We start from the raw sequence: 22,779 nt of genomic DNA, 5'->3' as shown, positions 1-22,779 counted from the left end.
CCAGTGTGCACGGGATTGGTGGACGTCTCCGCGTGGCGCTGGCGAGCCCGGACCGGGCGCGGCCATACTCGGTCGCACCGTCGGTTGCGGCGACACTTCGATTCGACTCCCGTTTGCGCGAGCGATTCCGCGCGGCACGCAGGTCTCCAGGCGCAGCGTCACGTTGGCGGCGCGATGGCGGAGCCTGAATCGGTCGACCGTGGACGCGAGCCCCGACGGCGGCGCCTTGGACCTCGGCTCGTCGAGACTCGACGTGGCTCGCGCGGCGGTGCTGGCGCTGCTGGCGGGCCTGATCTATGCGCTTTCCTCGGGCGCACATGCCTACAGCGTCGACGAGATCACCAACTACGCCTCGGCCCGGGCGCTGGTTGAAACGGGCAGCCCAGACTTGGCGGGCGAGCAGCCGTTCCCCCGCGAGCAGCTGCTGACGCTGCAACACCCGTCGATGGACCGGACCACCGGCCGGTATGGCCTGCTTTCGTGGGCGGCGATGTCGCCGGCCTATCTCCTTGCGAGTTGGACCAACTCGATGCCACCGTCCCCGTCGTCGACGTTTCCCCAACCGAGCGCGGTGCGGCCGGTGGCCGCGCTGCTCTACGGGCCGGCGATCGCCGCCTTGCTGGTGGGCGCAACGTTTCTGTTGGGGCGCAATCTTGGCCTGCGTCCCCCCAACGCCGCGGCCGCGGCGCTGGTGCTGGCACTTGCCAGCCCCCTCTGGGTCTATGCCCAGGGGCTCGCCAATATCCCGCTTGCCGGGTTGTTCAGCGTGCTGGCGTTTGTCGCGGTCACCGGCTCGCGCTCGGGCGTAGGCGCCTGGACCGTTGCCGGCGTCCTCACCGGACTTGCCGCATTGACGCGGCCGGAGTTCGTGGTCCTCGCGCTGGCGGTCGGTGTCTTGAGCCTGTTGAGCGAAGGGCGGCTGTCGCGGGTCGGCCTGACCCGCGGGCTGGCGTTTGCCGCTGCGTGGGCCGTCGTGGCCATTCCGGGCATCGGGCTCTGGAACCTCTACCGAACCGGCGACTTCTTTGACGTCGGCTATCGGACGGCATCGATCCTCTGGCAGACGGACCGCGCGTATATCGGCATCTTCGGTGTGCTGGCCAGTCCCAGCTTTGGGCTGCTGGTCTTCATGCCCGTCGCCGCGGTGGGGCTGTGGGGGATCCTCGGCGCGACGTCGCGGCGGCCAGTTTGGCTGGCCATGCTGGCGCTGACCGTGCTGGCGGTCATTGGCTATGGGTCGTTCGACGATTGGTACGGCGGCGTCTCCTGGGGGCCTCGATATCTCACCACCGTCACGCCGTTCCTGGCGCTCGGCGTGGGACTGGCGCTTCAGTCGGTGTCGGCGACGCTGGGCATGCGCCTGGCGACGCTGGGGCTCGCGGCGTGGTCGACCGGCCTTTCGGTACTGGGCGTGCTGTTCGACTACCAGTCGGGCTGGCGCAATCTCTGGGACCACGGGGCTCGTCCGGAGCAGATCGAGTGGAATCCCCACTTCTCGCTCATCGGCGCCCACCTGCGGCTGGCTCGCCAGTGGGTCGATGGTCTGATAGGGCCGGACCTCTTTGTGGTGCACCGCCTGGGCCCATGGACGATCGCGGTGCTGGCGGCGGGATTGCTGGTGGTTCTGGGCCTCGCCTGGGCGATTGAGACCCGCGGCGCCGGCGGTGGGTGGCGCCGTCGCAGCGACTGAAGGACGCGGAGAGTCGGGCCGCGCCACAGGGTTGACTACTCCCGCGGCTGGCGCCCTTGTCGGCGTGCTGGGAACAGCCCGAGACCAGGCGGCCCTGGTCGGACGCTCTCCACGAGGACGAGTGGGATCAGCGTGATCGCCGTCAGCGCGACGACCGCGTCCGCCAGCAGCAGCCACCAGCGTGCGTCGGTGTGAGGAGCCGCCAAATCGCGGCCAGCTTGCCGAGCGTGGCCTCGGGCGCGCTGTAGGCGACGAACTCCAGGTTCTGATCCGGCCAGACCAACTCGCCGTTGATCCAGAGTCGGCCGTCCTCGTAGCGGTTGCCATTTGTCAGGCCAACGCCAAGCTCCGCGCCAGGCCCGACATCGGCCGCAACTTGCGCGGCCAGCGGCTGGCCCTCGGCGGCGGTGAGCGGCGGGTGGAGCTCAATCGTCTTCCAGCGCGGGCAGTCGCCCACCGGGACCTCGATCGAGCCTTCGGCAAGGGTGCGGTCGGGCGCGTCGAGGGGTGTGACGCGCACCGTCACCGCTCCCCCGTGACCGTCCCACTCACAGTTGAAGAGCAGGAGCCCGAGGCTCTGCACGGGCGTGGCGGGCATGCGGAACTCCTGGACCAGGGCTTCCTGGCGGCTGAGGGTCACCTCGAAGGCGCCGGCACGCGTGTAGGGGGCCAGGGCCTCGATCAGTGGCGCACGAAAGAGGAACGCGAGCGCAAGGCCTCCAAGAATGGCCAGCGCCGCGATCGACCCAACGAGCGACCGACGCCAGCGGCCGCCGAAGAGGGGATACGGCGGCGGGCGGCCGTCGCGCAGCACGGCGAGCGCACTGAGCCCGATCAGCAGGGTCCCGCTGAACTCCGCGGTTTCTTCGAGCACGTACCCCAGCGACACCGCTCCGCCAGTAGGCATCCAACGCCCGATCGCCTCCTGCACGAGCGCAAACACCCAGCAGGCAACTCCAAGCGTCAGCGGATCGCGGGCCGCCCGCGCGCGCAGACCCTTGCGGACAAAGAGCCACATCGCCAGCACGAAAACGGCGACCAGCGGACTCACCAAGACGGGCCACGGCAGACCTGTGCGTCCGGCCTGGTCGAACAGGGAGATTGGTCCACGGTCCTTGAACTCGGCAAGCTCCTCGAAAGTCAAAGCCGCGGCCGTCAGGGTCAGCGCGGCCCATCCGGCGACCGCGATCCAGCCGGCCGACCGGCGTAAGCTAACAGCGGCCGCGGCGAGCGCCAGCGCCGTGACGCACGCCAAGCCGGCGGCCGACACGGAGTTTGCAATCGTGCCTTCGTTGTCGGCATCCAGCTGGCCCAGGATGGGGTCCCAGGGCGGAAGCAGCTCCGGGAACGCCAGGCTGAAGAGGTGCGTGGCGGCATATCCGCCCCACCAAAAGATCACGGCGCCCAGCAGGAGCAGCCGTGACGTCCAACCTGCGATCTGCCAGACGGCGATTCCCATCGTCAGGTGATGGGGCGGAGCGTGTCAGGGTGCATTGGCGAGGGCTGAATGCTCGAGCAAACGCGGCGGACCATTGAGGCTACAGCGGCCGGCCTTACGAAGTCTCGAATCCGCCGAATCCAGCGTTTTCCGTCACTTGAACTCGGATTTGCCGCCGGCGAAGGTCCAGCGTGGCGCGCGGTCCGGCACGTTTCCCGCCTACCGGAAGTGCCCCGGCGCGCGGGTGAAGTTGATCTGCGGGCCGGCGCCGCGGACGGCGGCCTCGCCGCCGCGGCGCTCCACCAGCCGGCGCTGGGCCGCCTTTGCCTCGGCCTCAATGGCCTCGGGATCGACGATCGTCCGCAACTGCGCCTCGAAGCGCTGCAACTCGGCGGCGTATGACGGATCGCCTGCCAGGTCCTGACGCTCCTCCGGGTCTTGTGACAGGTCGAAGAGCTGCGGCGGAAAGCCGTGGTAGTGCACGAATTTCCAGCGTTCGTCGCGGAGCATGAAGGCGCCCGACACCGAGCCGCTGGCGTGGTATTCGGCGAAGGTCGTGCGCGACGCCGGCCCTTCGCCCCGCGCGAGCGGCCACAGCGACGTGCCGGGCAGGTCTGCGTCGGCGGCTTCGAGCGGCACGCCCACCCCCTCGCAAATGGTCGGAAAGGCGTCCACCAGCGAGACGCTCACGTCGCGCACCGCGCCTGCCGGCACATCGGGTCCGGCCAGGATTAGCGGCGCGGCCACGGCGCTGTCGTACATCACGCTCTTGCCCCAGAGTCCATAGTCGCCCAGGGTCTCGCCGTGGTCGCTGGTGTAGATCACGCGCGTGCGGTCGGCCAGGCCGGAGGCCTCCAGCGCGCCCAGCACCCGCCCGATCTGCCGGTCGAGGTAGGTGCACATGCCCAGGTAGGCGGCGATGGCGCGGCGCGTGGGCTCCTCGCCCGGGAAGTCGTCGGGCGTGAATATCCGCGCCTCGCGGAATGCCGATACGTGCGGATGATCCGGCCACTCGTCGGGCTGCCATTGGATCGGCAGCGGCACGTCGTCCAATGGGTAGCGCGCGAAGTCGGACGGCGGCGCGACTAGGGGAAAGTGCGGCAACGTGAAGGAGACGAAGAGACACCAGGGATCCGTGTGCCGTCCGGACTCCTCGCGCAGCCAGGCGCAGGCCTCGTCGGCGATGGCCGCGTCGTAACGCAGGTATTCCGAATCGCCCGGGCCGGCGGCGTGAACGTTCTCGAGCTGGCGTCGCGCGCGTGGCATGTCCCAGCGGATCGAGCCGAACGCGTCGCCGCGCTCGTGCATCACGTGCATGGGCAGGCGCTGGTCCGGCAGTCCGATGTCGTCGCGCGTGTTGCGGTAGTGCAGCTTGCCGATCGTGGTGACCTGACGGCCATGGGCTGCGAGGCGGTGGCCCCAGCTTGGTGCCGCGTCGCCGGTGTAGGGCATGGCGTTGTCCCAGGCGCCGATCTCGTGGCCGTAGCGCCCGGTGAGAAAGCTCGCCCGCGACGGCACGCAGATGGGGATGTTGCACGAGGCGTTGGTGAAGCGCGTGCCGCGGGCCGCCAGCGCGTCGAGATGCGGCGTCTGGACCTGCGGATGCCCGGCGCAGCCGAGCATGCGGGCGTTGTGCTCGTCGGACATGATGACGAGGAGGTTCTGGGGCTGCATTGGTGATCTCCGGCGCGGCATTGCTACGACAGGTCGACCAGCGAGACCGCAACGTCCGTCGCGGAACGCAGGATCTCTCGGTCAGCGGTCACCAGAGGCACATCTAGTTGGCGTGCCAAGACCACGAACTCGGCGTCATAGGCGCTCAGTCCACAGGCCAGCGCGGTGTCCAAGACGTCAGTGCTCGGAACCGTGAACACACGATCCCCCAGCACCTCCACCGCGTCCGCGCACATTACCTCAGCATGCTCCGGCGACAGCGCGTCCCGTCGTACGAAGCTCGCCAGCGCGTTGCGCAGCTCGCTGAGCAGGATTCCGGGTGCCGCCCACAGGGGATCCCGCTCCAGGAGCTGCGTTGCGTCAGGCCCGCTCGGGCCGCCGATGAGCAGGTAGACCATGATGTTCGTGTCGACCACGATCACAGGCGACCGGCGTTTCGCAACTCCCGCAGTGTCGCCTCGCTGAGGTCGATCGGGCCCAGAGTCTCGCGCCGCTGTCGAATCCGCGCCAGCAGTGCCGTGACGTCCGCGGTGCCGGGGCGTACGGAAGCCGTGAGGCGAGCCAGGATCTCGCCGTTGAGGCTGCGATGGTTGCGCGCTGCCGCCGCCTTCAGTTCGCGGTGCAGGTCGTCAGGAATTCCTCGCAGCGCAATCTGCCGCATGGTGTCTCTCCAATAGTGATATCAAGACGATAGCACACCAATATCCACGAGGTCCTTGCCAAGATTCCCATGAGAATCCCCACGCTGCACGCAGACCGGGCCACCGAACTCCGTCTGATGCCGCCGCGCAAAGCCTTGTCGCTCTGTACTCTATTTGCATACGTTACTAAAGTAACGTAGAGTGCTCTATGTAAGCACGCACGCGGATGCGCCCGGCGCTCCGGACCCGGAGCCGCCCGAGTGGGTCCCGTGGGTGTGCGCCTCGGTCGGCGCCCGGCGCCGCCGGGCCGGCCCGCAGGCGGCGGACGCGCCTTGCAAGGCGGATGGACGCCCGTGCGGACCGGCGCCGGCGCTCCGGCGTTCCGATCAACAGGCGCCGCACGCTTCCGCGCGGCTGGAAGGCGGCGGTCCGGCGGCATCACCGGCAGGAGTTCGGCCCGGTGCCCCGGTCGCCGCCTTCGGGACGCCCCCCGCTTTCGGGGCTGTCTCCCGCAGCCGCGCGGCGAGCTTTCATCGCTCCCCCGACGCCCGTTTGGGGCGTGAAAGGAGAGTCCATGGCGATTACGACGGGCGCCTCGATTGGGGACGTCGTCGACACGGTGATCGCCGAAGCGCGCCGGACTCAGATGCATCGCACGGTTATGGAGCCGCTGGTGCGCACCTACCGCGTGAGCCGCGGTTCCGGCGACACGCTGGAGATTCCCAAGTTCGGCACGGTCACGGCCGGCGCCCTCACCGAGGGCGTGGACATGACCAACCCGCAGACGCTGGCGACCACCAAGGTCACGATCACGCCGGCCGAGGTCGGCGCGCAGATCGTGATCACGGACCGGGCGCTGCGCACGGCGCGCGAGGACATGGCGCGCGCCGCCGGCCGCGTGCTCGGCGACGCGGTGGCGAAGAAGCTGGACGCGGACCTGCTGGGGCTGCTGGACGGCTTCGGCGCCTCGCTGGGCGCCGCCGGCGAGTCCATCACCATGGGGCACTTGCGCGCGGCGGTGTCGCGGCTGCACGCGGCCGCCGAGCCGGCGCCCATGCCGTATTACGCGGTGCTGCATCCCTACCAGGCGCATGACCTGGCGGCGGACCTTGCGCCCGTTGGCACCTATCCGGTGCCCAGCGGCATTTCGCAGTCGGTGCTCGAAAACCACTGGGTCGGGCGGGCCTTCGGCGTCGATCTGTTCCAGGCCGGCAACTTGTCCGTGGATGCCGAGGACGACGCGAAGGGCGGGGTGTTCTCCCGCGAGGCGCTGGTCCTGGTGATCTTCAAGGACTGGGCCGTGGAGCGCGAGCGCGACGCCTCGCTGCGCGCCTGGGAACTCAACGTCGTGGCCGACTACGGCTATGCCGAGTACCAGGACGCCTGGGGCGTGGAGATGTACTTCGACGCCGCGGCGCCTAGCAGCTAGGCGACGGGCGCCGCTGCCGAAATCGCGTGCAACGGATTCGGCGCGGTGGGGGCGGCCCCTGCGGCCGCCCCCCGAAACCTCTCGACATGCGGGGCTCCGGGTAGGGGCGCGCCTCGTGGGCGCCCGTGACTGGAGCGCGCGGCACATCGCGGGCGGCCACCAGGGCCGCCCCTACGGGAACAACGGCCGGCGGCGAACGGCGCCGGTGAAGAAGGGACGTGTGAATGTCTGGTCCGATCATCTGGATTCCGCGGGAGCGGCGGGCGCGGCTAGTGCACCGCTTCCGGGGCGCGACGCCGCATTCGCCGGTGGTGGTGGTGACCCCCGACGCGAGCGAGGCCGCCGACGCGGCCGAGGCGGCGCTCGAACGCCAGCGCCGGCGCTTGGCCGACCGTGGCAGCGCCTTCAGCGAGCGGCTCGACGCGCAGCGGCCGCAATGGCGCGACGCCTGATGGGCGGGTGGTCGTGAGCGTCTCGCGAGCGGCGCTGCGGCAGGCGGTTGCCGCGCGGATGATGCGCACGGTGGTCGGCGTGGCCGGCGGCGGGTCCACCGTGGCGCTGGCCGACCCCGACCAGCTTCAAGACGCCGGCGCGTCCGACGACTTGTGGACCGGCGCCTGGCTGCACATCACCGCGGGCGCCAATGCGGGCGAGGTCCGGCGCGTGACGGTCTACGACCCGGCGTCGGGGTCGGTCACGGTCAATCGGCCCTTCGCGCAGCCCGTCGACGGGACGGCGGAGTACGAGCTTCTGCGCCTGCTCTCGCCGGCGGAGTTGCATCAGGCCATCGACGACACGCTGGCCCGCTGCTGGCACCGAACGCTGGCCGATCTGACGTCGGCTGCCGACGACCAGCGGCAGTTCCCGCTGCCGGAGTGGGTGAACCGACGCCAGCAGGTCGTTGAGGTCTGGGAGCGCCGTGGCGCGTCGCCGCGCGGCGAGCACCTGCGCGCGGTGGACTGGTGGCGGCTCACGCGGCGTCCGGTCGCAAGTCCTTCGCCGTTCTGGTTGGAGGTTGGGCACGCGCCGGGCGGCCGGTTGGTGGTCGAGGCGCTGCGTCCCTACGAAGCTCTGCCCACCGACCAGAGCAACACCGACGCCCCGGCCGACTGGGTGGTGGCCGGGGCGCTGGCTCACGCCTATCGACGCCTGCGGCGCGACGCGCCGGCGGCGGACGTGGACCGGTACGCCGCGCTGCAGCGAGAGGCCGCGCACGAGTTTCAGCGGCTCTCGCGGCTCTACCAGCCCCGGGCCGTGCGGCGAGTGCAACTCGGGGAGCGGCTGTAGATGCCCGGATCGCGGCGATCACCCTTCCCCTATGACTGCGTGCTGCATGGGACGGGCCTGATGCTGGACGACGACGGCGGCCTGGCCTGGCGTGAGCGCCGCTTGGAAGCCCTGCCGCCGCCGATCGCGGCGCCGGCCCGCGCCTACGCGCCGTTTCCTCCCGAGCATGAGGCCGCCTGGACCACCGGCGACCTGACGGGCGGCTACGGCGCGAGCACGGCGCCCGCTGACGGCGGGCGGCAGTACGCCCACGGCTTCGTGGACGCGCGCTTTCCCAACCAGGTCATGCTGCCGCCCGCTCTGACCGTGAGCCCTACCAGCGCGGACGGCGTAGTGCGCGGAAACTTCGAGCTGGGCGGCGTGCAGTACGCGCTGATCGGCTCGGTGGTCTACCAATCGACCGACGGCGCCCGCTGGACGGTGGCGCACCGGTTTGCCGACGGCGTCACGCCGGTTTCGGCGGCTGTATTCCAGGGTGCGGCGGCGGCCCCGCACGCGTTCGTCGCCGTCGGCGGTGGTCCCGGCGACGGGCCATTCTGGACATTCGACGGCAACGCCTGGACGCCCCATCCGGGAGTGCTGGCCAGGCCGTCCGCCGTGCTCGCGACCACCGACGGCGGCGTGACCTACGCCGACCAGACGGAGTCGAACGAGGTTCGCCTGAGCGGCACGGCCGCAACCGGCGCGTGGCTGCTCGTGGGAGCGGACGCACCGTTCGACAGCGTGCGGCTGGACCCGCGCCAACGGGTCAACCGGCGGGCCGCAACGCTCACGGCCGAGTTCTGGACGGGCGCTGGGTGGGCGCCCGTCAGTGACTGGGTCGACCGGACGATCGCCGAGTCCGCCACGCTGCGGCGCGCCGGCGCGGCGGAGTTCACGGAGCCCGTCACGTGGCGTCCCTCGCGCGTGGACGGCATCCAAGCGTTTTGGCTGCGCCTGTCGGCGACCGTGCCGCTGGACAGCGGGGCGCGGCTGCACGCCATTGCCGTGCATCAGCCCCGCAAGGCCGACGGGTTCCTCGTGGTCGGACATGAGCTGTTGCGCTCGTCGTCGGAAGCCGGCGCACCGCAGATTTCGCGCTCGGTGGACGGCGGCAACGCCGCGACGTGGACCGCAGGCGTGCCGGTTGGGGACCCGGGTCACGCCCTGACAGAGCTTGTGTCGCTGGGCGACACGGCGTACGTGGTCAAGACCGACGGGCTGTTCCGCGCGCCGCGATCCGGCGGCGCGGAGCTGGAGCGGGCGTGGCCGCACCCGGTCGGATCGTCCGACAAAAGGACCGACCGCGGCGCCGCCGTGTGGCGCGGGGCGTTGTGGCTGCCGTCGAAGGTGGGGCTCCATCGCTTCACGCCGGGCGTGTTCGAGCTGGTCGGTCCCGAGACGCTGCCGGACAACGACTCGCCGGTGCGCGGTCGCATTACCGCCTGCGCGGGCGACGCCTTTTTCTTGTACGCCGCCCTTCGCAGCGACCAGGGCGTCACCTATCTGATGTGCCACGACGCCGAGCGCGGCGCCTGGCATCCGCTGGCCGACCTTGGCAAACGCGAATGCCGCCACATGTGGGTTTCGGATGTTCCGGGGCCTAACCCGCGGCTGTACCTCGGGCTGGACGGCGACATCGGCGCGATCATCCTGCCGCGGCACACCGCCAATCCCTTGCACGACCCGCAGTGTCGCTTCGCGGCGTCGGGCGAGTTGCGGCTGTCGCGCTTTCACGGCAGCCCCGCCGCCCGGCGCACCGCGTTCCTCGGTCTGGTCATTGACGGCGCGCGCCTGGGTCCGCAGGCCTATGTCGACGCCGCCTACCGGCTGGACGGGCAAGGAGCCTATGCGCCACTCGGTCGATTCGCCACCGTCTCGGGCCAGCGGGTGGACTTTGGCTCGGCGGTGGCCGGAACCTCGATCGACCTGCGCCTGCGGCTCACGTCACAAAGCGACCGCGCCACGCCGGTGATTCGGGCGGTCACGTTGGCCTTCGCGGCGCGCACCGGATTTCGGCGTGTCTTTGACTTCCGCGCGCGGCTGGCGGACCGGCTCTCGCTGCGCGACGGAGGCCGGGACCGTCGGTCGGCGCGTGACCTCAAGCAGGCGCTCATGGCCGCGGCGGCGTCGGAGTTGCCCGTGGTGCTCACCACCCCCGACGGCGAGGCGCTGGAGGTGCTGGTGCGCGAAGCCGAGGTCCGCGCAACGGGCCGGCCACTTGCGTGGGCCATGCACATCTCCGCCACGGAGTACCGGCCGACAGCCGCCCATGGCCGGCATCGGCGCCTCGCGACGTATCGCCATGACCACCTGGCGGCCTATTCCCACCGCCAGATCAGCCAGCTCTAAGGAGGACCGATGCCAACGACGACGCTGAACCTCAATCTCACCAAGCCCTTGCCCGCGGAGCGGTATGACGTGGGTGGCGTCAACGCCAATGCGGACGTGGTTGACGCGGCCTTCGATGCCGCCGCCGGGCATCGGCACGACGGCACGGCGGGGCAAGGACCGTCCCTGGCCAGCGACGCGCTCGCTGATGGGTCGGTCACGAGCCCGAAGCTCGCGCCCGGCGCGGTGGTCACGGACGCACTGGCGGACGCGGCGGTTTCCGCCGACAAGCTGTCCGACGCCGCCGTGACAGCGGCGAAGCTGGCGCCCAACGTCGGCGGCATCGCGCTGACCAACATCCAGAACGGCGCGGGGCGAAACGACGCCAACGTCTCGAGCCTTCGCGCCGAGGTGGGCTGGGGCTATGTCTCCGCCCGTGGCGGCGGCAATCGCCGGACCGAGACCGTGACCTTCGCGCAGGCGTTCTCGGCAGCGCCCATCGTGTTCGTGACGGCGCTTGGGACGGTCACCGGCAGCGGCGCCGAGCCAAACGGCGACGCCATCACTGTCTTCGGCGACCAAATCCTGATAACCCGCTGGTTCGCGATTGATATCAGCGCCACCGGGTTCACGGCTGAAGCCTCCGTCACCCACGCCGCGAACAACTTGTGGAACGGCTTCGCGTGGCTCGCCATTGGGCCGCGGGCCTGATGGCCGAGGCCGCGCCGCTCCTCGGTGTGCACTTCTGGAATCCGGCGCGGACGCCGGGCTATCCCGTGCCGACCCTCTTTGTCGAGCACGTGTATACCCATCCCGGGGGTGACCGGCGGCGCCACTGGCTGGACATGGCGGGTCGCTGCGGCGTGCTGCGCGACGCCGGGCACCGGATCCTGCTCAAGGTCAAGTACCGAGCCGGCGTCGATCAGCCAAGGACCGAGGCGGAGCTGGACGCGTATCTCCACGGGTTGGAGGCGCTGGCGCCACGTTTCGGCGGCATCGACGTCACGTTCGGCAACGAGCCCAACTGGAGGCGCTCCGAGACCGAGGATCCCAGCGTGAGCCCTGCCTGGATGGCGCGGGTGTTCAACGGCGCCGGCACCACGTCGAGCAACCCCTGGAACGCCCTGCAGGTGTGGCGGACGCACGCCGGATCGCCCTGCCGCTTCTTCGTCACGCCGACGGGGCCGTTCGCACCGCGCGGCGGACGGCCGATCGCCGAGGTCGAGCAGTCGCCCTGGGCGCGCTACACGGCGGAGTTTTGGGAGCGATGCCGGGACGCCGCGCGAACCGTCTGGTCGCGGCGCTTCCAGGGCGTGGCGCTGCACGCCTACGCGCGCACCGGCCCGGATGGCCGCGCGCACGGCGGACGTCACGAGCCGTGGCGCGACCCGCGCGACCGCCTGGGGCGGCGATGGGGCTCTAACGTCTTGCAGACGTGGGACGAAACCCTGCGCGCCGTCGGGCTGGCGCGTAAGCCGGTGATCGTCGCGGAGTACAACGCGCGCACGGATGGGCCCTCCTCGGCCGCGTATCCGGCGGGCCTGCTGCCGAACGCCTTTGCCTACACCTGCGCCGTGTTCGGGCGACGCCTCGAGGGCCTGGCCTGGTTCGTGGATGCCAACGGCGACGGCCATTGGCGCGATGAGGCCTTGACCGACGGCGTGGGGCGGATGGCGGAGGCCGACACCGACTTTCGACGGATCTGGGCGTGACGAGCGGCGCACGCCCGACGTCCGACGGCAACGGCCGTCTCCTGGCCCGCATCGATGAGCGCACGGCGTCGATCCTGCGCGAGGTGGCGCAACTGCGGGCGGATCTGGCGGCGCACAAGGCCGAGGCGCGCGGGACCTATGTGACGCGGGCGGAGTTTCGACCCATTCGCAGCGTGATCTACGGGCTGGTCGGGCTGACCCTGACGAGTGTGGGCGGCGGCGTGCTGGCCTTGGTGCTGCGATGACCGGCGAGGCGAGCTGATGGCCTATCTGCCGCCGCTCGACGGCGTCATTCGCGTGACCTCGGTGTTCGGTCTGGACCGTGGAAGCTATCGCCACGGCGGACTCGATGTGGCGTTGCATCGGGAGTCGGTGTACCGCCGCCCGGTGAAAGCGCCGGCGGCGGGAACGATTGCGGCGGTTTGGACAACAGACCGGCCGAGCACGCGGGCGCCGTTGGTGCGGGACGGGTTTCCCTATGGCAACGCCGTGGCGCTGCGCGACGACGCGGGCGTGCTGTGGCGCTTGCTGCATTTCGACGAGCCGCCGACGGTTCGCGTGGGCGAGCGCGTGGCGGCCGGCCAATCGCTCGGGCTGTGCGACTCCAGCGGAAACAGCACAGGGAACCACGTGCACCTGGATGCCTCACTGGCGGGCGTGATCGATCCGGCGACGTTTCGCGTGCACGGGGCGCGGGTCGACCCGTTGCGCCTCTACGCGGTGGAGTACGCGCGTGACGTTGGGTACGCCCCCGAGGTATTTCGCCGGCAGATCACGGTAGAAAGCAACTGGAACCCGCTGGCGGTGAGCCGGGCGGGGGCCGAGGGCCTGGCGCAGATTATCCCGCGCTGGCACCCGGCGATGCGCGGGCGCACCTTCGACCCGTTCGCGGCGCTGGACTATGCGGCGCGGCTGATGGCGGCGCACCTCGACCACCGGGGCGGCGACTACCGCGAGGCGCTGGCGGACTACAACACCGGCCGCAACTCGGACGGCGCCTTCCGTGCGCAGGGCTACCGATACGCCGACGCGATTCTGAAGGGCTTGGACATGGCACGTACGACGGAGATCGAGGCGCTGCGGCGGGACCGCGACGCCAACCACAGCCGCAAGCTGGCGGCGCTGGGACACCTCGGCGAGGTGATCCAGGCAGTGCGAAGGGCCGGCGAAGCCGCGTTTCGCCCGGAGGACTGGCGGCGGGTCATGGCCGCCGAACGGTTCTACCACGACCCGATGGCGCCTGAGTGACGGAGGGGGTGCGCCTCGGCAGACGCTTGACCGGAATGACGGACCTAGACGGTTCAGAGGTTCGACAGGACCCCGCGTCGAACGCGGGGCAAGTGAAGGAGGCAGTTGGATGAAGGGACAGCCGATGACGACGACCTACAGCCTGAAGTTGAGCGTGCTGCGGCGCTTCGTGCGCATTGCGAGCGCCGCGTTCGTTGCGGGCGGCGTTCCCGGCGCGGTGGCCGCCGTGCAAAGCCCGGAGATCTACGAGCTCGGGTCGCAGCTCTTCGGTGCGGCGGGTGTGGCCGCGGCCGCCGGCGCGCTGGCCGCGCTCGACAAGGCCGTGCGCAGCCGACACGGGTCGTGGTTGGGGGTTCTCCGGATCGGCTAGCGCAGCGGCCGGCGCAATCGACGATGCCGGGTGCGAGCCGGCGGTCAACGTGGTGCTGCACCGCGTCTGTTCACCGCCGGGCGCGCTCGGCATCGCCCGATGTTTCGTGAATCGGGACCCTCCCCATGACACCTCGGCGGTCTGTTAGGGTGAATACAGGCGCCACAATCGGCGCACCTGGGATTCACCCGGCGGCGGATTACCCCTCGTACAACTCCTGTCCGTTTGTCTCCTCGCCCCGCGCTGAATCGCCGTGTTCACCCTGCATCGCCCATGGAGTTCATGTCTGTATGTCTTTTGAACCTCGACCGACCCGGTCACGTCGTCCCCGCCGTTCCGGCGGCCATCCGGCCGTCTGCGCTGACTGCGACACATCGACCACCGTCCCATTCCGACCACGGCCGGACCGGCCCGTGTACTGTCCACCGTGCTTCAGTGCTCGGCGCAACGGCTCTTCCGCCGCGCCAAGGGCGCGTGAGTCGGAGCCGCGCTCACCGCGCACTCCTTCGGCTGCCGACGCTCCCGATGTCTCATCGGCGTTTCCCGGAATTGCCCTGAGTGCGGCCAGCCGATCCGCGCTCTCGCGCATGGGCATCTCGGCGCCCACGCCCATTCAGGACGAAACGATCCCCCAGTTCCTGGCGGGGCATGACTTGATTGGACAGGCGCGCACCGGATCCGGGAAGACCCTGGCCTTCGCGGTGCCCCTTGCCGAACGCTGCGACCCATCGGTCCGCCGGGTACAGGCCCTCGTGCTCGTGCCCACGCGCGAGCTGGCCATCCAGGTGGCCGGCGTCGTTGAATCGTTGGCCGCGCCCCAGGGGCTGCGCGTCACGTTGCTCTACGGCGGCCGGTCGTTCCGGCCGGAATCCACGGCATTGAAACGCGGCGCCCAGATCATCATTGGCACGCCGGGCCGCACGCTCGACCACCTCCGGCAGGGCACGCTCGATCTGCGCGGCGTGCGCGTCATGGTCTTGGACGAGGCGGACGAAATGTTGGATATGGGGTTCGCTCGTGACGTCGAGGCCATCCTCAGCCGGACGCCTGCCAGCCGCCAGACCGTGCTCTTTTCGGCGACGATGCCAGGGTGGGTGGCGAAGACGGCCGCCAAGCACCTGCGCCACCCGGTGACGGTGCAGGTGGACGCGAACGTGCACGCGCCGCCCACCGTCGAGCACCTGATCTACTCCATAAAACGACACGACAAGCTCGGCGCGCTCCGGGCCCTGCTCGATGATCGAAAGGATGCGCCGGTCATCATCTTTGGACGGACCAAGCACGGTGTGAAGAAGCTGGCCAAACAGCTCGCGGCGTTGGGCTATCCGGTCGGTGCGCTGCAAGGCAATCTCAGCCAGCGCGCACGCGAGCGCATGATGGCGGACTTCCGGTCTGGGACCACGCCGGTGCTTGTGGCTACAAACGTCGCTGCCCGAGGGTTGGACATCCAAGGTATCGAGCAGGTCATCAACTATGACCTGCCGGACTCCGAGAAACTCTTCACCCACAGGGTCGGACGAACCGGTCGGATGGGCCGCTCCGGCGAGGCCGTGACGTTCGTCACGCCAGATGAGGAAAAGAAGTGGCGGGAGATTGTGCGCGGACTCGGCCGCCGCTTTATCCGTAAGCCGTGGAAGGGGGGCCAAGCAAGCACGCAAGGCCCGGATCAGCCGCCGCGGCACCCACAGCGGACGTCCCGCCGCCGGGGAGTGCCACGGCGCCGTCCGGCCTTTTCCTCCCCCAGCGCTTCAGCCGTTTCCAGCTAGGCGCCGGACCCAAACAACCTGGGCCACATTAGTGGCCGGCGACTCGAACCACGGCGGGGGATCCGGCTGGCGGGATGGCGCCGGCGTGGAGGATGTGCGGGCGCACCATTGACTCCTTGGCGGCGCTGAACTCTGCGGCGCGTCGGGCCGGTGAAGCCGCGTTCCGCCCGCAGGACTGGCGGCTGGTTATGACCGCCAAGCGGTGCTATCCCAACCCCGAGGCGGGGTAAGGAAGCAGAGCACGGATGAATCAGGTGATGCAAGCCGTGCGCGAGGTGATGAAGCCGAGCGCGGCGGCAGCAGGGTTTCAACTATTCGTGGGCGGCACGGTGGGGATGATGGCGGCCCAGCTCCCCACGCCGGAGCCCTGGTGAGGCGTCCTCGGCGCGGTGGGCCTCTGGGCCCGGCGGAACGTGGGGCCGGAGCGGGGGGAGAGTGACGAACGTGCACAAGCGCTGGACCACGCGGACCCGGGACTGGCCCGCCAGGCCTCAGCGGCTGGTGCTAGGGGATTTCGGAGAGGTCGACGGGGCGGCGTTCGCGCAGGGACAGGTTGCAGGCGACGGCGACGCGCAGAGCCTCGAGTGCGTCGTCAACAGTGCTGGGAGATGACAGGCGGCCGCGGGCGACGTCGAGAAATGTCGAAATTTCGGCGGCGTACGCGTCAGCAAAGCGGTCGTGGAACGTTGCATGGGGCGTGGGGTGAAGCGGCGGGCCGTTGGGTTCGAGGGTGCGTAGGGGCGCTTGGTCGTCCCAGCCCACCACCACGCTGTCGCGCGAGCCAAACAGTTCCATGCGGACGTCATAGCCCAAGGGGTCGTGCCGGGTGTAGCTGGCCAACCCGAGCGCACCGTCCGCGAGGGTGAGCGTGGCTACGGCCGTGTCAGCGTCGTCGTAGCGCTCGTAAACCGCGAAGGCGCGCACGGTGGCGTCGGCGTAGACGCGCGCGATTTCCTGGTTGGTGACAAAGCGAAGGGCGTCAAAATCATGGACGCCAAAGTCGCGAAACAGGCCGCCGGAGCCAGCGATGTAGGACTCGCTGGCGGGTTCGGGATCGTGGCCAACGGTGCGGAAGGTGTAAAGCGTTCCAAGTCCACCGGATGCGACCAGATCGCGCGCGGCCTGGTAGCCGGCGTCGAAGCGGCGCTGGAAGCCCATGAGGACGGGAACGTTGAGGGCATGCACACGGCACACAATTTTGCGGGCTCGCTCGAGGTCGTGCGAGATCGGCTTTTCGCACATGACCGGCACACGGGCCTCGACGGCCGCGCTGAGCAAGTCCGCATGGGCGGTGGTGATGGCGGCGATCACCAGCGCATCGACGGACGACAGGAGCGCGTCAAGATCCGCGACAGCCTGCATATCCAGATCGGCGGCCACTGCGGAAGCGAGCGTCGCATTGATGTCGTGCAGCACAACGGCAGAAACGTCGGGGTTGGCTGCCAGCCGTTCGGCGTGCGGTCGACCAATGCGGCCGACCCCGGTTACGCCCACGCGCATATCAGCGAGTCCGTTCCAAACGAGGCGACCAGGCGAGGCGCGCAGGTTGATTGGGTGGACGGTACGCAGGGAGTCGACGGCATGGCAAGACCCGGCTCGCCGGCGAGAGGTGCGCTCGTCCTATGACTCGTGAAAGCAATTCGGACCTGGCGCTGAAGTTCCGCGAACGGTGGCAGGATTGCGGGCGATCTCGTTCACGGCAGCCGATGTATGCGGATTGACGGCCCGCTGGCGAATCAGGCCTGTAGGGTCATGCCTGTACTCCGTGCGCTCCCAGACTGGTTCGGCATCGAGAAGGCGCTGCTCAACTACGAGTGCACGATTGATGACCTGCCGACGTTCGTCGCGCACGGTAGCGACGGTGTTGGGGGTTTTCTGTCCGTCACGCGGCACTTCGCGCGCTCAGCGGAGATCTACGTGATGGGCGTGGCGCCCGAGCGTCGTCGTCAAGGGATCGGGCGGCGTCTACTTGAATCCGCTGAAGCGTGGTTGCGCGACGAGGGCGTCACTATGCTTCACGTCAAGACGCTTGGCCCTTCGCGCCCGAGCGCGGCGTACCGTCAGACACGCGCGTTCTACGAGGCTATGGGATTTGTGCCGATCGAGGAGTTCTCGACCCTGTGGAACGAGGAGAATCCCGCCCCGCTCTTCGTGAAGCAGCTCTAAGGAAGCGCTGAACGACTGGCGCACCTGAGCGCCAGGGCGCTCCCGTGCACCCGGATCGATGCTTGGGGCGACGCGCCGGCGGGACCGCGGGCGTTCTCGAATCGTCGGGAGACGTGTGAGGAAGGGTTCCCGCCCTCGCTTGCGCGGGGACCGGTTCCGCAGGAATGACGAGGGATGACGCAGGGGTCCTTTCATGGGAGAGGGGATTCGACGTCGATGATCGTGGGCGCGATGCGGCGCAGATCGTCCCACGAAACCGCGCCGTCGCGGAGGATGCGCGGGCGGTCGCCGGTGAGGTCGACGATGGTGGAGGCGGCGCCGCCGACCGGTCCGCCGTCCAGCAGGGCGTCGACGGACTCGCCAAGCGCGGCGCGGGCCTCGGCGGCGGTCGTGGGCGGTGGATCCCCGTGGCGGTTGGCGCTGGTGCCGGTGATCGGAGCGCCCGCGCGGCGGCACACCTCGCGCGTGGTTTCCATGCCCGGCACACGCACGGCCACCGTGCGGCGCGCGTCGGTGATGCGGGGGTCGATTTCGGGTCGGGCCGGGATCACGAGGGTCAGACCGCCCGGCCAGAATGCCGCGCCAAGCTCTTCGAGATAGGGCGCGGAGGCGCCGACGCTCGCGACCTGCTCCGACGAGGCCAGCAGCACCGGCATGCCGGTTCCCATCGCGCGACCCTTGATGGCGGCCACGCGCGCCACGGCTTCAGGATTGATGATGCCGGCCGCCAGGCCGTAGAGCGTGTCGGTGGGAACCACCGCCACCCCGCCGCCGGCGATGACTTGGGCACAGCGGTCAATGGCCGCCTCGGTGGGAGGCGTGGAGCGACTCAGTGGTCGGCCTCTTCGCCCAGCACGAACCGTTCGATGGCCAGCGCCGCGCCGTCGTCCTCGTAGGTCCCGGTGACCCAATCGGCGGCGGCGCGTACGCGCGGGTCGCCGTCGCCCATGGCCACGCCGACGCCGGCCGCCGTGACGAGATCGAGGTCGTTGAGGTTGTCGCCAATCGCCATGGTCGCCTCGGGCGCAATGTCCAGCGACCGCGCCAGCAAGTGCAGCGCCTGGCCTTTGCTCACGTCCTGTCCGATCGCTTCCGCGAAACGCGGATGGGAGCGGGTAATGTCCAGCACGGATCGGAACCGCGCATCGAGGTCGCTCACGATCGCCGGCACGTCGGCCTCGTCGGCCACGACGACGAGCTTGGTGGTGCCGCGATGCACGGCAGACGCGAGATCAGGAATTAGCTGAATCGGCACGTCGGAAGTCTCGGCGTAGAAGCGCCCCTCGGGCGTGGCCGCCTCCATGTAGAGCTCGTCATCGACGTAGGCGTTGATGTGCCAGCAGCGCGTCTTGGCGTACGCCACGACGTCGAGCCCGGGTGCGACCGGCAGCACGCTCGAGTGCAGGGTCTCGCCACCAATCGGATTGCGCACCAGCGCGCCCTGGTAGCAGATGATCGGCGCGGTGACGTGCAAGTCGCGGGCGAATCGCCGCGCCGAGCGAAACATGCGTCCGGTCGCGATGGTCACGGCCACGCCCTGAGCCTGGGCGCGGCGAATGGCCGTTCGCACCCGCGGCGTGACGCCCTGCTCGCCGCTGACGATGGTGCCGTCAAGGTCCAGGGCCAGCAGCCGGATCGCGGGGGACGCGGATTGGCTCACGAGGGGCGATGCCACAGGGTTGATTTCAGGGGATAGTACGCTTCCCATGGAGGCAGCCGCCGCGCCGGGATCACCCCCAACCCATCCCTCTCGCGTTGCGAAGACCGGAGACATGGTTTACGCGGGTTCGGGGACATGGCTTACACATCGAGCCGTGCGCGAGAATAGGCTGCAACCACCGGCATCCGTCCGTGCGCTAGATTTGCGCTGCCTGGCTGTCGGGCGGTTTGCGGGAGCGCCGGGCCGCCGCCACGTAGGGCAAGGCCTCATGCCTGATCCGTGCCTGAGTCTTCGGCGGCGACGGCTGCGCACGGCGCTCGCGGTGTTGGCCATCGTCGCCGTGGCCGCGCTGACCGTATGGCCATCGGCGGCGGCGCTGGAGTGCGCGGGCGTTGCCGTCGACGACGGCTGCCTCTTCCCATCTCCCGGCTGACTTCGGTCGCCTCGCCGCCCTTGAGGCATTGCTCCTTCGAGACAACCCGTTGAGCGGCGAAATCCCACCGGAGTTGGGTCTCCTGAACAACCTCGAATTGCTACGGCTGGAGGCGGTCCCATTCACGGGGTGCATCCCGCAGGCGTTGCGAGATGTCAAAGACCACGACCTTCACAGGCTCGATCTGCCGTTCTGCGCGGACGGCTGACGCTCTCGTGTTCTCCTTGGGCCAGACGCCAGACTCCATAGGGCTGGGCGTCGGGCGGTGAGTCGCACTAGGTAGGGGCCGCCGGCGTACGAGATTCGCCGCGAAATCACGTCCTCCAGACGGCCGTGAGCATCGCGTGAGGCGTATAATTGGCTCCCGGGCCACCCGGGTACTCCGCGCCGCCGAGTCCCAGCGTCGCGACGACGGCGGGCTCGTTCGTTGGCAGGAGGCTCGACCGCGCATGCGCTCACGACGGTGGTTAACCCTCGGCATCGGCGTCAAGCGCTACATCCTCCTCATCTTCGCGGGCACGGTCATCCTGGCGCTGGCGCTGGCCATGTTCCTGGCCTACGTCTACCGCACCATCGACGTGCCGGGGCCGGCCGGCTCAGTGGTCTACTACATGACCCTGCAGTTCATCGAGCATCCCTTCCGCTCGCTGGTGGTTGGCGGGTTGGGGCTGGCGGGGGTCGTCGCCGGCGGGTTCCTGCTGGGGCGCACGGTGCTGTCGGTGGTCGTGAGCCCCGACGACAACATTGCCGAAACGCTCTACCAAAGCCGCCGGCTGCAACGCGGTCCGCGAATCGTGGCCATCGGCGGCGGCACGGGGCTGGGCATCCTGCTGCGGGGGCTCAAGGAGCACACCAACAACATCACCGCCGTGGTGACCGTGGCCGACGACGGCGGGAGTTCGGGACGGCTGCGGGAGGAGTTTGGCCTGGCGCCGCCGGGCGACGTGCGCCAGTGCCTGGCCGCGCTGGCCGATTCCGAGTCGCTGATGAACGAGGTGATGAACTATCGCTTCAGCCGCGGCGGCGGACTTCAGGGGCACAGCCTGGGCAACCTGCTCATCGCCGCGACCACCGAACTCAAGGATGGGAACTTCGAGGACGGCGTGCGCGCGCTCAGCGACGTGCTGCGCGTGCGCGGGCGCATCCTGCCATCCACGCACTCCGACATCCGGCTGGTGGGGGAGCTGGCCGACGGGCGAATCGTGCGCGGCGAGTCGAAGCTGCGGTCATCCGGCCAACCTATTTCCCGCGTCTTCATCGAGCCGCGACACGTGGCGGCCAATTCGGCGGCCATTCAGGAAATCCTGGCGGCGGACATGGTGGTGCTGGGTCCGGGAAGCGTCTTCACCAGCGTGATTCCCAACCTGCTGGTGGGTCGGCTGACCACCGCGATCCGCGCCTCGCGCGCCGTCAAGGTCTATGTGTGCAACGTCGCCACCGAGCTTGGGGAAACCGACGACTTTGGTCCCGCGGAGCACGTCCACTGCTGCACGCGGCACGTCGGGCCCGATCTCTTCCAATACATGCTGGGCAACAGCAACACGCAGGTTGAGCTGCCCGAAGGCAGCGGCACCCGGCTGGTCACCTGCGATCCGGCCACGCAGGTCGAGCTGCTGGACGCGGGCGTGCAGGCGGTGCTGGCCGACGTGGTGGACCCGGCGGCGCCGCATCACCACGAGCCGCACGCGCTGGCGGCGGCGCTGATGGACCTCTACGAGCAGGCCTCGCAGAACAAGGCCACGCTGGTCGCGCTGGCGGAGACGCGCTAGACCGTTCGCCGCGCGGTGAACGCCGCGAGGGCGCCCAGGGCTTCGCCGCCCCAGGCGTTGAGCGGCACGTCGGAGAGAAGATCGCGGGTTACGGCGTGATACTCCTCGGCCAGCGACTCCGCGTAGGCGCGTGAGCCGGACCGCTCGAGCAGCGCCACGATCTCCGCGGTGTCCGGCGGGACCTCCAGGTCGGCGAGCGAGGTTCGCAGGCGGTCGCGATCCGCCGGGGCGCCCTCCGTCATCGCGTGGACGATGGGCAGGGTCTTCTTGCGCTTCTGAATGTCGCTCTCGACGGACTTGCCGGTCGCGTCGGGGTCGCCCCAAATGCCCAGGAAGTCGTCGCGAATCTGAAAGGCGGCCCCCAGCGCCGTGCCGGCGTCGCGCACCGCCGCGCGCACCGCCGGATCGTTGCCGGCAAACACCGCGCCCAGTTCCATGGCCGTGCCGATCAGCGCCGCGGTCTTGAGGTCGATCATGCGGAGATAGTCGTCCACCGACACCGAGTCCTCGTCCTCGTAGGCCATGTCCAGGTATTGCCCTTCGGTCATGCGCCGGCAGCCCAGGGTCAGCACTTCCACGGCGTCGCGCGCGGCGCGAGCGTCGTGCGGCGTGCCCGCCCGCAGCACGCTGAGCGTGGCGAGCACATGCATGAAGTCGCCCGCGTCGATGGCCTTGGCCTGCCCCCACACCGCCCACACGGTGGGTCGGTGGCGCCGCAGACGGTCGTTGTCCATCACGTCGTCGTGGACCAGCGAAAAGTTGTGCAGCAGCTCCACGCCCGCCGCCGCCGGCAGCGCCGCCTCAACATCCCCGCCCAGGGCCTCGCAGGTCAGCAGGCACAGGGTCGGCCGCAGCGCCTTGCCGCGATTGGCCTGCACCGGGTTGCCGTCGGCATCGACCCAGCCAAGCTGATAGCGGGCCATGGTGGCCAACGGCGTGTCCAAGCCGTCGAATACCGCGCGCAGGGCGGCGTCGACGTCGTCGCGGTAGCGCTCGAAGAGCTCGGCCGGCGCCGCGGCGCTGGTGGTCATGGAAGGCCCACGTGCAGGGGAGGCGGGTGCTCGATCGTGCCGCGCGCGGCTGGGAGAGGCAAACGCCCGCGGAGCCGTCGTTGGCCAATTTGCGCTGGTCCAGCTCGGACGTTGCCCCTCCGTCATTCCGGCGAAAGCCGGAATCCAGGTTTCGT

23 protein-coding genes are annotated in these 22,779 nt (G+C 69.7%); 15 read left to right on the top strand and 8 right to left on the bottom strand.

Going from position 1 to position 22,779, the window contains the following annotated elements; all coding sequences use genetic code 11:
• Window positions 1–199 precede the first annotated feature (199 nt).
• Complete coding sequence (locus OXG33_03450; protein ID MCY4112983.1) at window positions 200–1,690, top strand: hypothetical protein; 1,491 nt, start codon at window positions 200–202, stop codon at window positions 1,688–1,690.
• 142 nt (window positions 1,691–1,832) lie between these two features.
• Here the strand turns inward: OXG33_03450 and OXG33_03445 are convergent, their stop codons facing one another.
• From OXG33_03445 to OXG33_03430, 4 genes are all read right to left on the bottom strand, one after another.
• Window positions 1,833–3,149: a hypothetical protein gene (locus OXG33_03445; GenBank protein MCY4112982.1), complete on the bottom strand. Its 1,317-nt coding sequence runs from the start codon at window positions 3,147–3,149 to the stop codon at window positions 1,833–1,835.
• 198 nt (window positions 3,150–3,347) lie between these two features.
• Window positions 3,348–4,802, bottom strand: a complete 1,455-nt coding sequence (locus OXG33_03440) for a sulfatase-like hydrolase/transferase (protein MCY4112981.1) — start codon at window positions 4,800–4,802, stop codon at window positions 3,348–3,350.
• Window positions 4,803–4,825: 23 nt separating this feature from the next.
• Entirely contained in the window at window positions 4,826–5,224 is a 399-nt protein-coding gene (locus tag OXG33_03435) for a type II toxin-antitoxin system VapC family toxin (GenBank protein ID MCY4112980.1), read from the bottom strand.
• A complete protein-coding gene (locus OXG33_03430; protein ID MCY4112979.1) occupies window positions 5,221–5,463 on the bottom strand; it encodes an Arc family DNA-binding protein in 243 nt (80 codons plus the stop codon). Before OXG33_03430 ends, OXG33_03435 begins: the two co-directional genes overlap by 4 nt.
• 554 nt (window positions 5,464–6,017) lie before the next feature.
• Between OXG33_03430 and OXG33_03425 the strand changes: the two genes are divergently transcribed.
• The 11 genes from OXG33_03425 (at window position 6,018) to OXG33_03375 (ending at window position 15,939) form a co-directional block, all read left to right on the top strand.
• Window positions 6,018–6,872, top strand: coding sequence for a phage major capsid protein (locus OXG33_03425; protein ID MCY4112978.1), 855 nt, complete (start codon window positions 6,018–6,020; stop codon window positions 6,870–6,872).
• A 224-nt stretch (window positions 6,873–7,096) separates the two neighbouring features.
• A complete protein-coding gene (locus OXG33_03420) occupies window positions 7,097–7,324 on the top strand; it encodes a hypothetical protein (GenBank protein MCY4112977.1) in 228 nt (75 codons plus the stop codon).
• A gap of 13 nt (window positions 7,325–7,337) precedes the next feature.
• Window positions 7,338–8,159, top strand: a complete 822-nt coding sequence (locus OXG33_03415) for a hypothetical protein (protein ID MCY4112976.1) — start codon at window positions 7,338–7,340, stop codon at window positions 8,157–8,159.
• Window positions 8,160–10,490: a hypothetical protein gene (locus OXG33_03410; GenBank protein MCY4112975.1), complete on the top strand. Its 2,331-nt coding sequence runs from the start codon at window positions 8,160–8,162 to the stop codon at window positions 10,488–10,490. It begins immediately after the preceding gene.
• Between the two features lie 9 nt (window positions 10,491–10,499).
• On the top strand, window positions 10,500–11,180 hold the full coding sequence (locus tag OXG33_03405; GenBank protein MCY4112974.1) for a hypothetical protein: 681 nt from the start codon (window positions 10,500–10,502) through the stop codon (window positions 11,178–11,180).
• On the top strand, window positions 11,153–12,181 hold the full coding sequence (locus tag OXG33_03400) for a hypothetical protein (protein MCY4112973.1): 1,029 nt from the start codon (window positions 11,153–11,155) through the stop codon (window positions 12,179–12,181). The genes OXG33_03405 and OXG33_03400 overlap by 28 nt, the downstream gene beginning before the upstream one ends.
• Window positions 12,178–12,426 (top strand): hypothetical protein, encoded by a 249-nt coding sequence (locus OXG33_03395; GenBank protein ID MCY4112972.1) that lies wholly within the window; start codon window positions 12,178–12,180, stop codon window positions 12,424–12,426. The genes OXG33_03400 and OXG33_03395 overlap by 4 nt, the downstream gene beginning before the upstream one ends.
• 16 nt (window positions 12,427–12,442) lie before the next feature.
• Window positions 12,443–13,429, top strand: a complete 987-nt coding sequence (locus tag OXG33_03390) for a transglycosylase SLT domain-containing protein (GenBank protein ID MCY4112971.1) — start codon at window positions 12,443–12,445, stop codon at window positions 13,427–13,429.
• A 109-nt stretch (window positions 13,430–13,538) separates the two neighbouring features.
• Window positions 13,539–13,799, top strand: coding sequence for a hypothetical protein (locus OXG33_03385; GenBank protein MCY4112970.1), 261 nt, complete (start codon window positions 13,539–13,541; stop codon window positions 13,797–13,799).
• 587 nt (window positions 13,800–14,386) lie between these two features.
• The gene (locus tag OXG33_03380; GenBank protein MCY4112969.1) at window positions 14,387–15,565 is read left to right on the top strand and encodes a DEAD/DEAH box helicase; all 1,179 of its coding nucleotides are present in this window, start codon (window positions 14,387–14,389) and stop codon (window positions 15,563–15,565) included.
• A 245-nt stretch (window positions 15,566–15,810) separates the two neighbouring features.
• Window positions 15,811–15,939 carry a hypothetical protein gene (locus OXG33_03375; protein MCY4112968.1) on the top strand — a complete coding sequence of 43 codons (129 nt, stop codon included), beginning with the start codon at window positions 15,811–15,813 and terminating at the stop codon, window positions 15,937–15,939.
• A gap of 130 nt (window positions 15,940–16,069) precedes the next feature.
• Here OXG33_03375 and OXG33_03370 read toward each other — a convergent pair whose 3' ends face one another.
• On the bottom strand, window positions 16,070–17,110 hold the full coding sequence (locus OXG33_03370; GenBank protein MCY4112967.1) for a Gfo/Idh/MocA family oxidoreductase: 1,041 nt from the start codon (window positions 17,108–17,110) through the stop codon (window positions 16,070–16,072).
• A gap of 165 nt (window positions 17,111–17,275) precedes the next feature.
• Here OXG33_03370 and OXG33_03365 point away from each other — a divergent pair, with 165 nt between their 5' ends.
• Window positions 17,276–17,731: a GNAT family N-acetyltransferase gene (locus OXG33_03365; protein ID MCY4112966.1), complete on the top strand. Its 456-nt coding sequence runs from the start codon at window positions 17,276–17,278 to the stop codon at window positions 17,729–17,731.
• A gap of 191 nt (window positions 17,732–17,922) precedes the next feature.
• Here the strand turns inward: OXG33_03365 and OXG33_03360 are convergent, their stop codons facing one another.
• Together OXG33_03360 and OXG33_03355 are read right to left on the bottom strand one after the other, a co-directional pair.
• Window positions 17,923–18,642: an L-threonylcarbamoyladenylate synthase gene (locus tag OXG33_03360; protein MCY4112965.1), complete on the bottom strand. Its 720-nt coding sequence runs from the start codon at window positions 18,640–18,642 to the stop codon at window positions 17,923–17,925.
• Complete coding sequence (locus tag OXG33_03355) at window positions 18,561–19,391, bottom strand: Cof-type HAD-IIB family hydrolase (protein ID MCY4112964.1); 831 nt, start codon at window positions 19,389–19,391, stop codon at window positions 18,561–18,563. Before OXG33_03355 ends, OXG33_03360 begins: the two co-directional genes overlap by 82 nt.
• Before the next feature lie 268 nt (window positions 19,392–19,659).
• Between OXG33_03355 and OXG33_03350 the strand changes: the two genes are divergently transcribed.
• Together OXG33_03350 and OXG33_03345 are read left to right on the top strand one after the other, a co-directional pair.
• Window positions 19,660–19,824: a hypothetical protein gene (locus OXG33_03350; protein MCY4112963.1), complete on the top strand. Its 165-nt coding sequence runs from the start codon at window positions 19,660–19,662 to the stop codon at window positions 19,822–19,824.
• Between the two features lie 449 nt (window positions 19,825–20,273).
• Window positions 20,274–21,593, top strand: a complete 1,320-nt coding sequence (locus OXG33_03345) for a YvcK family protein (protein MCY4112962.1) — start codon at window positions 20,274–20,276, stop codon at window positions 21,591–21,593.
• Here the strand turns inward: OXG33_03345 and OXG33_03340 are convergent.
• A complete protein-coding gene (locus tag OXG33_03340) occupies window positions 21,590–22,624 on the bottom strand; it encodes a polyprenyl synthetase family protein (GenBank protein ID MCY4112961.1) in 1,035 nt (344 codons plus the stop codon). The genes OXG33_03345 and OXG33_03340 overlap by 4 nt on opposite strands.
• Window positions 22,625–22,779 lie beyond the last annotated feature (155 nt).

This window comes from Chloroflexota bacterium (assembly GCA_026708035.1).
GTDB lineage: Bacteria > Chloroflexota > UBA11872 > UBA11872 > UBA11872 > JAJECS01.
Note: the sequence above shows the minus strand (reverse complement) of the source record. Positions and strands in the feature narration are given on the sequence as shown.

Excerpts from the sequence above, each read along its gene's own strand:
- OXG33_03390 (MCY4112971.1), top strand. The coding sequence starts at position 12,443 with ATGGCCTATCTGCCGCCGCTCGACGGCGTCATTCGCGTGACCTCGGTG.
- OXG33_03365 (MCY4112966.1), top strand. The coding sequence starts at position 17,276 with ATGCGGATTGACGGCCCGCTGGCGAATCAGGCCTGTAGGGTCATGCCT.
- OXG33_03425 (MCY4112978.1), top strand. The coding sequence starts at position 6,018 with ATGGCGATTACGACGGGCGCCTCGATTGGGGACGTCGTCGACACGGTG.
- OXG33_03385 (MCY4112970.1), top strand. The coding sequence starts at position 13,539 with ATGAAGGGACAGCCGATGACGACGACCTACAGCCTGAAGTTGAGCGTG.
- OXG33_03380 (MCY4112969.1), top strand. The coding sequence starts at position 14,387 with ATGGGCATCTCGGCGCCCACGCCCATTCAGGACGAAACGATCCCCCAG.
- OXG33_03410 (MCY4112975.1), top strand. The coding sequence starts at position 8,160 with ATGCCCGGATCGCGGCGATCACCCTTCCCCTATGACTGCGTGCTGCAT.
- OXG33_03340 (MCY4112961.1), bottom strand. The coding sequence starts at position 22,624 with ATGACCACCAGCGCCGCGGCGCCGGCCGAGCTCTTCGAGCGCTACCGC.
- OXG33_03350 (MCY4112963.1), top strand. The coding sequence starts at position 19,660 with ATGCCTGATCCGTGCCTGAGTCTTCGGCGGCGACGGCTGCGCACGGCG.
- OXG33_03440 (MCY4112981.1), bottom strand. The coding sequence starts at position 4,802 with ATGCAGCCCCAGAACCTCCTCGTCATCATGTCCGACGAGCACAACGCC.
- OXG33_03405 (MCY4112974.1), top strand. The coding sequence starts at position 10,500 with ATGCCAACGACGACGCTGAACCTCAATCTCACCAAGCCCTTGCCCGCG.
- OXG33_03445 (MCY4112982.1), bottom strand. The coding sequence starts at position 3,149 with ATGGGAATCGCCGTCTGGCAGATCGCAGGTTGGACGTCACGGCTGCTC.
- OXG33_03430 (MCY4112979.1), bottom strand. The coding sequence starts at position 5,463 with ATGCGGCAGATTGCGCTGCGAGGAATTCCTGACGACCTGCACCGCGAA.
- OXG33_03420 (MCY4112977.1), top strand. The coding sequence starts at position 7,097 with ATGTCTGGTCCGATCATCTGGATTCCGCGGGAGCGGCGGGCGCGGCTA.
- OXG33_03375 (MCY4112968.1), top strand. The coding sequence starts at position 15,811 with ATGAATCAGGTGATGCAAGCCGTGCGCGAGGTGATGAAGCCGAGCGCG.
- OXG33_03345 (MCY4112962.1), top strand. The coding sequence starts at position 20,274 with ATGCGCTCACGACGGTGGTTAACCCTCGGCATCGGCGTCAAGCGCTAC.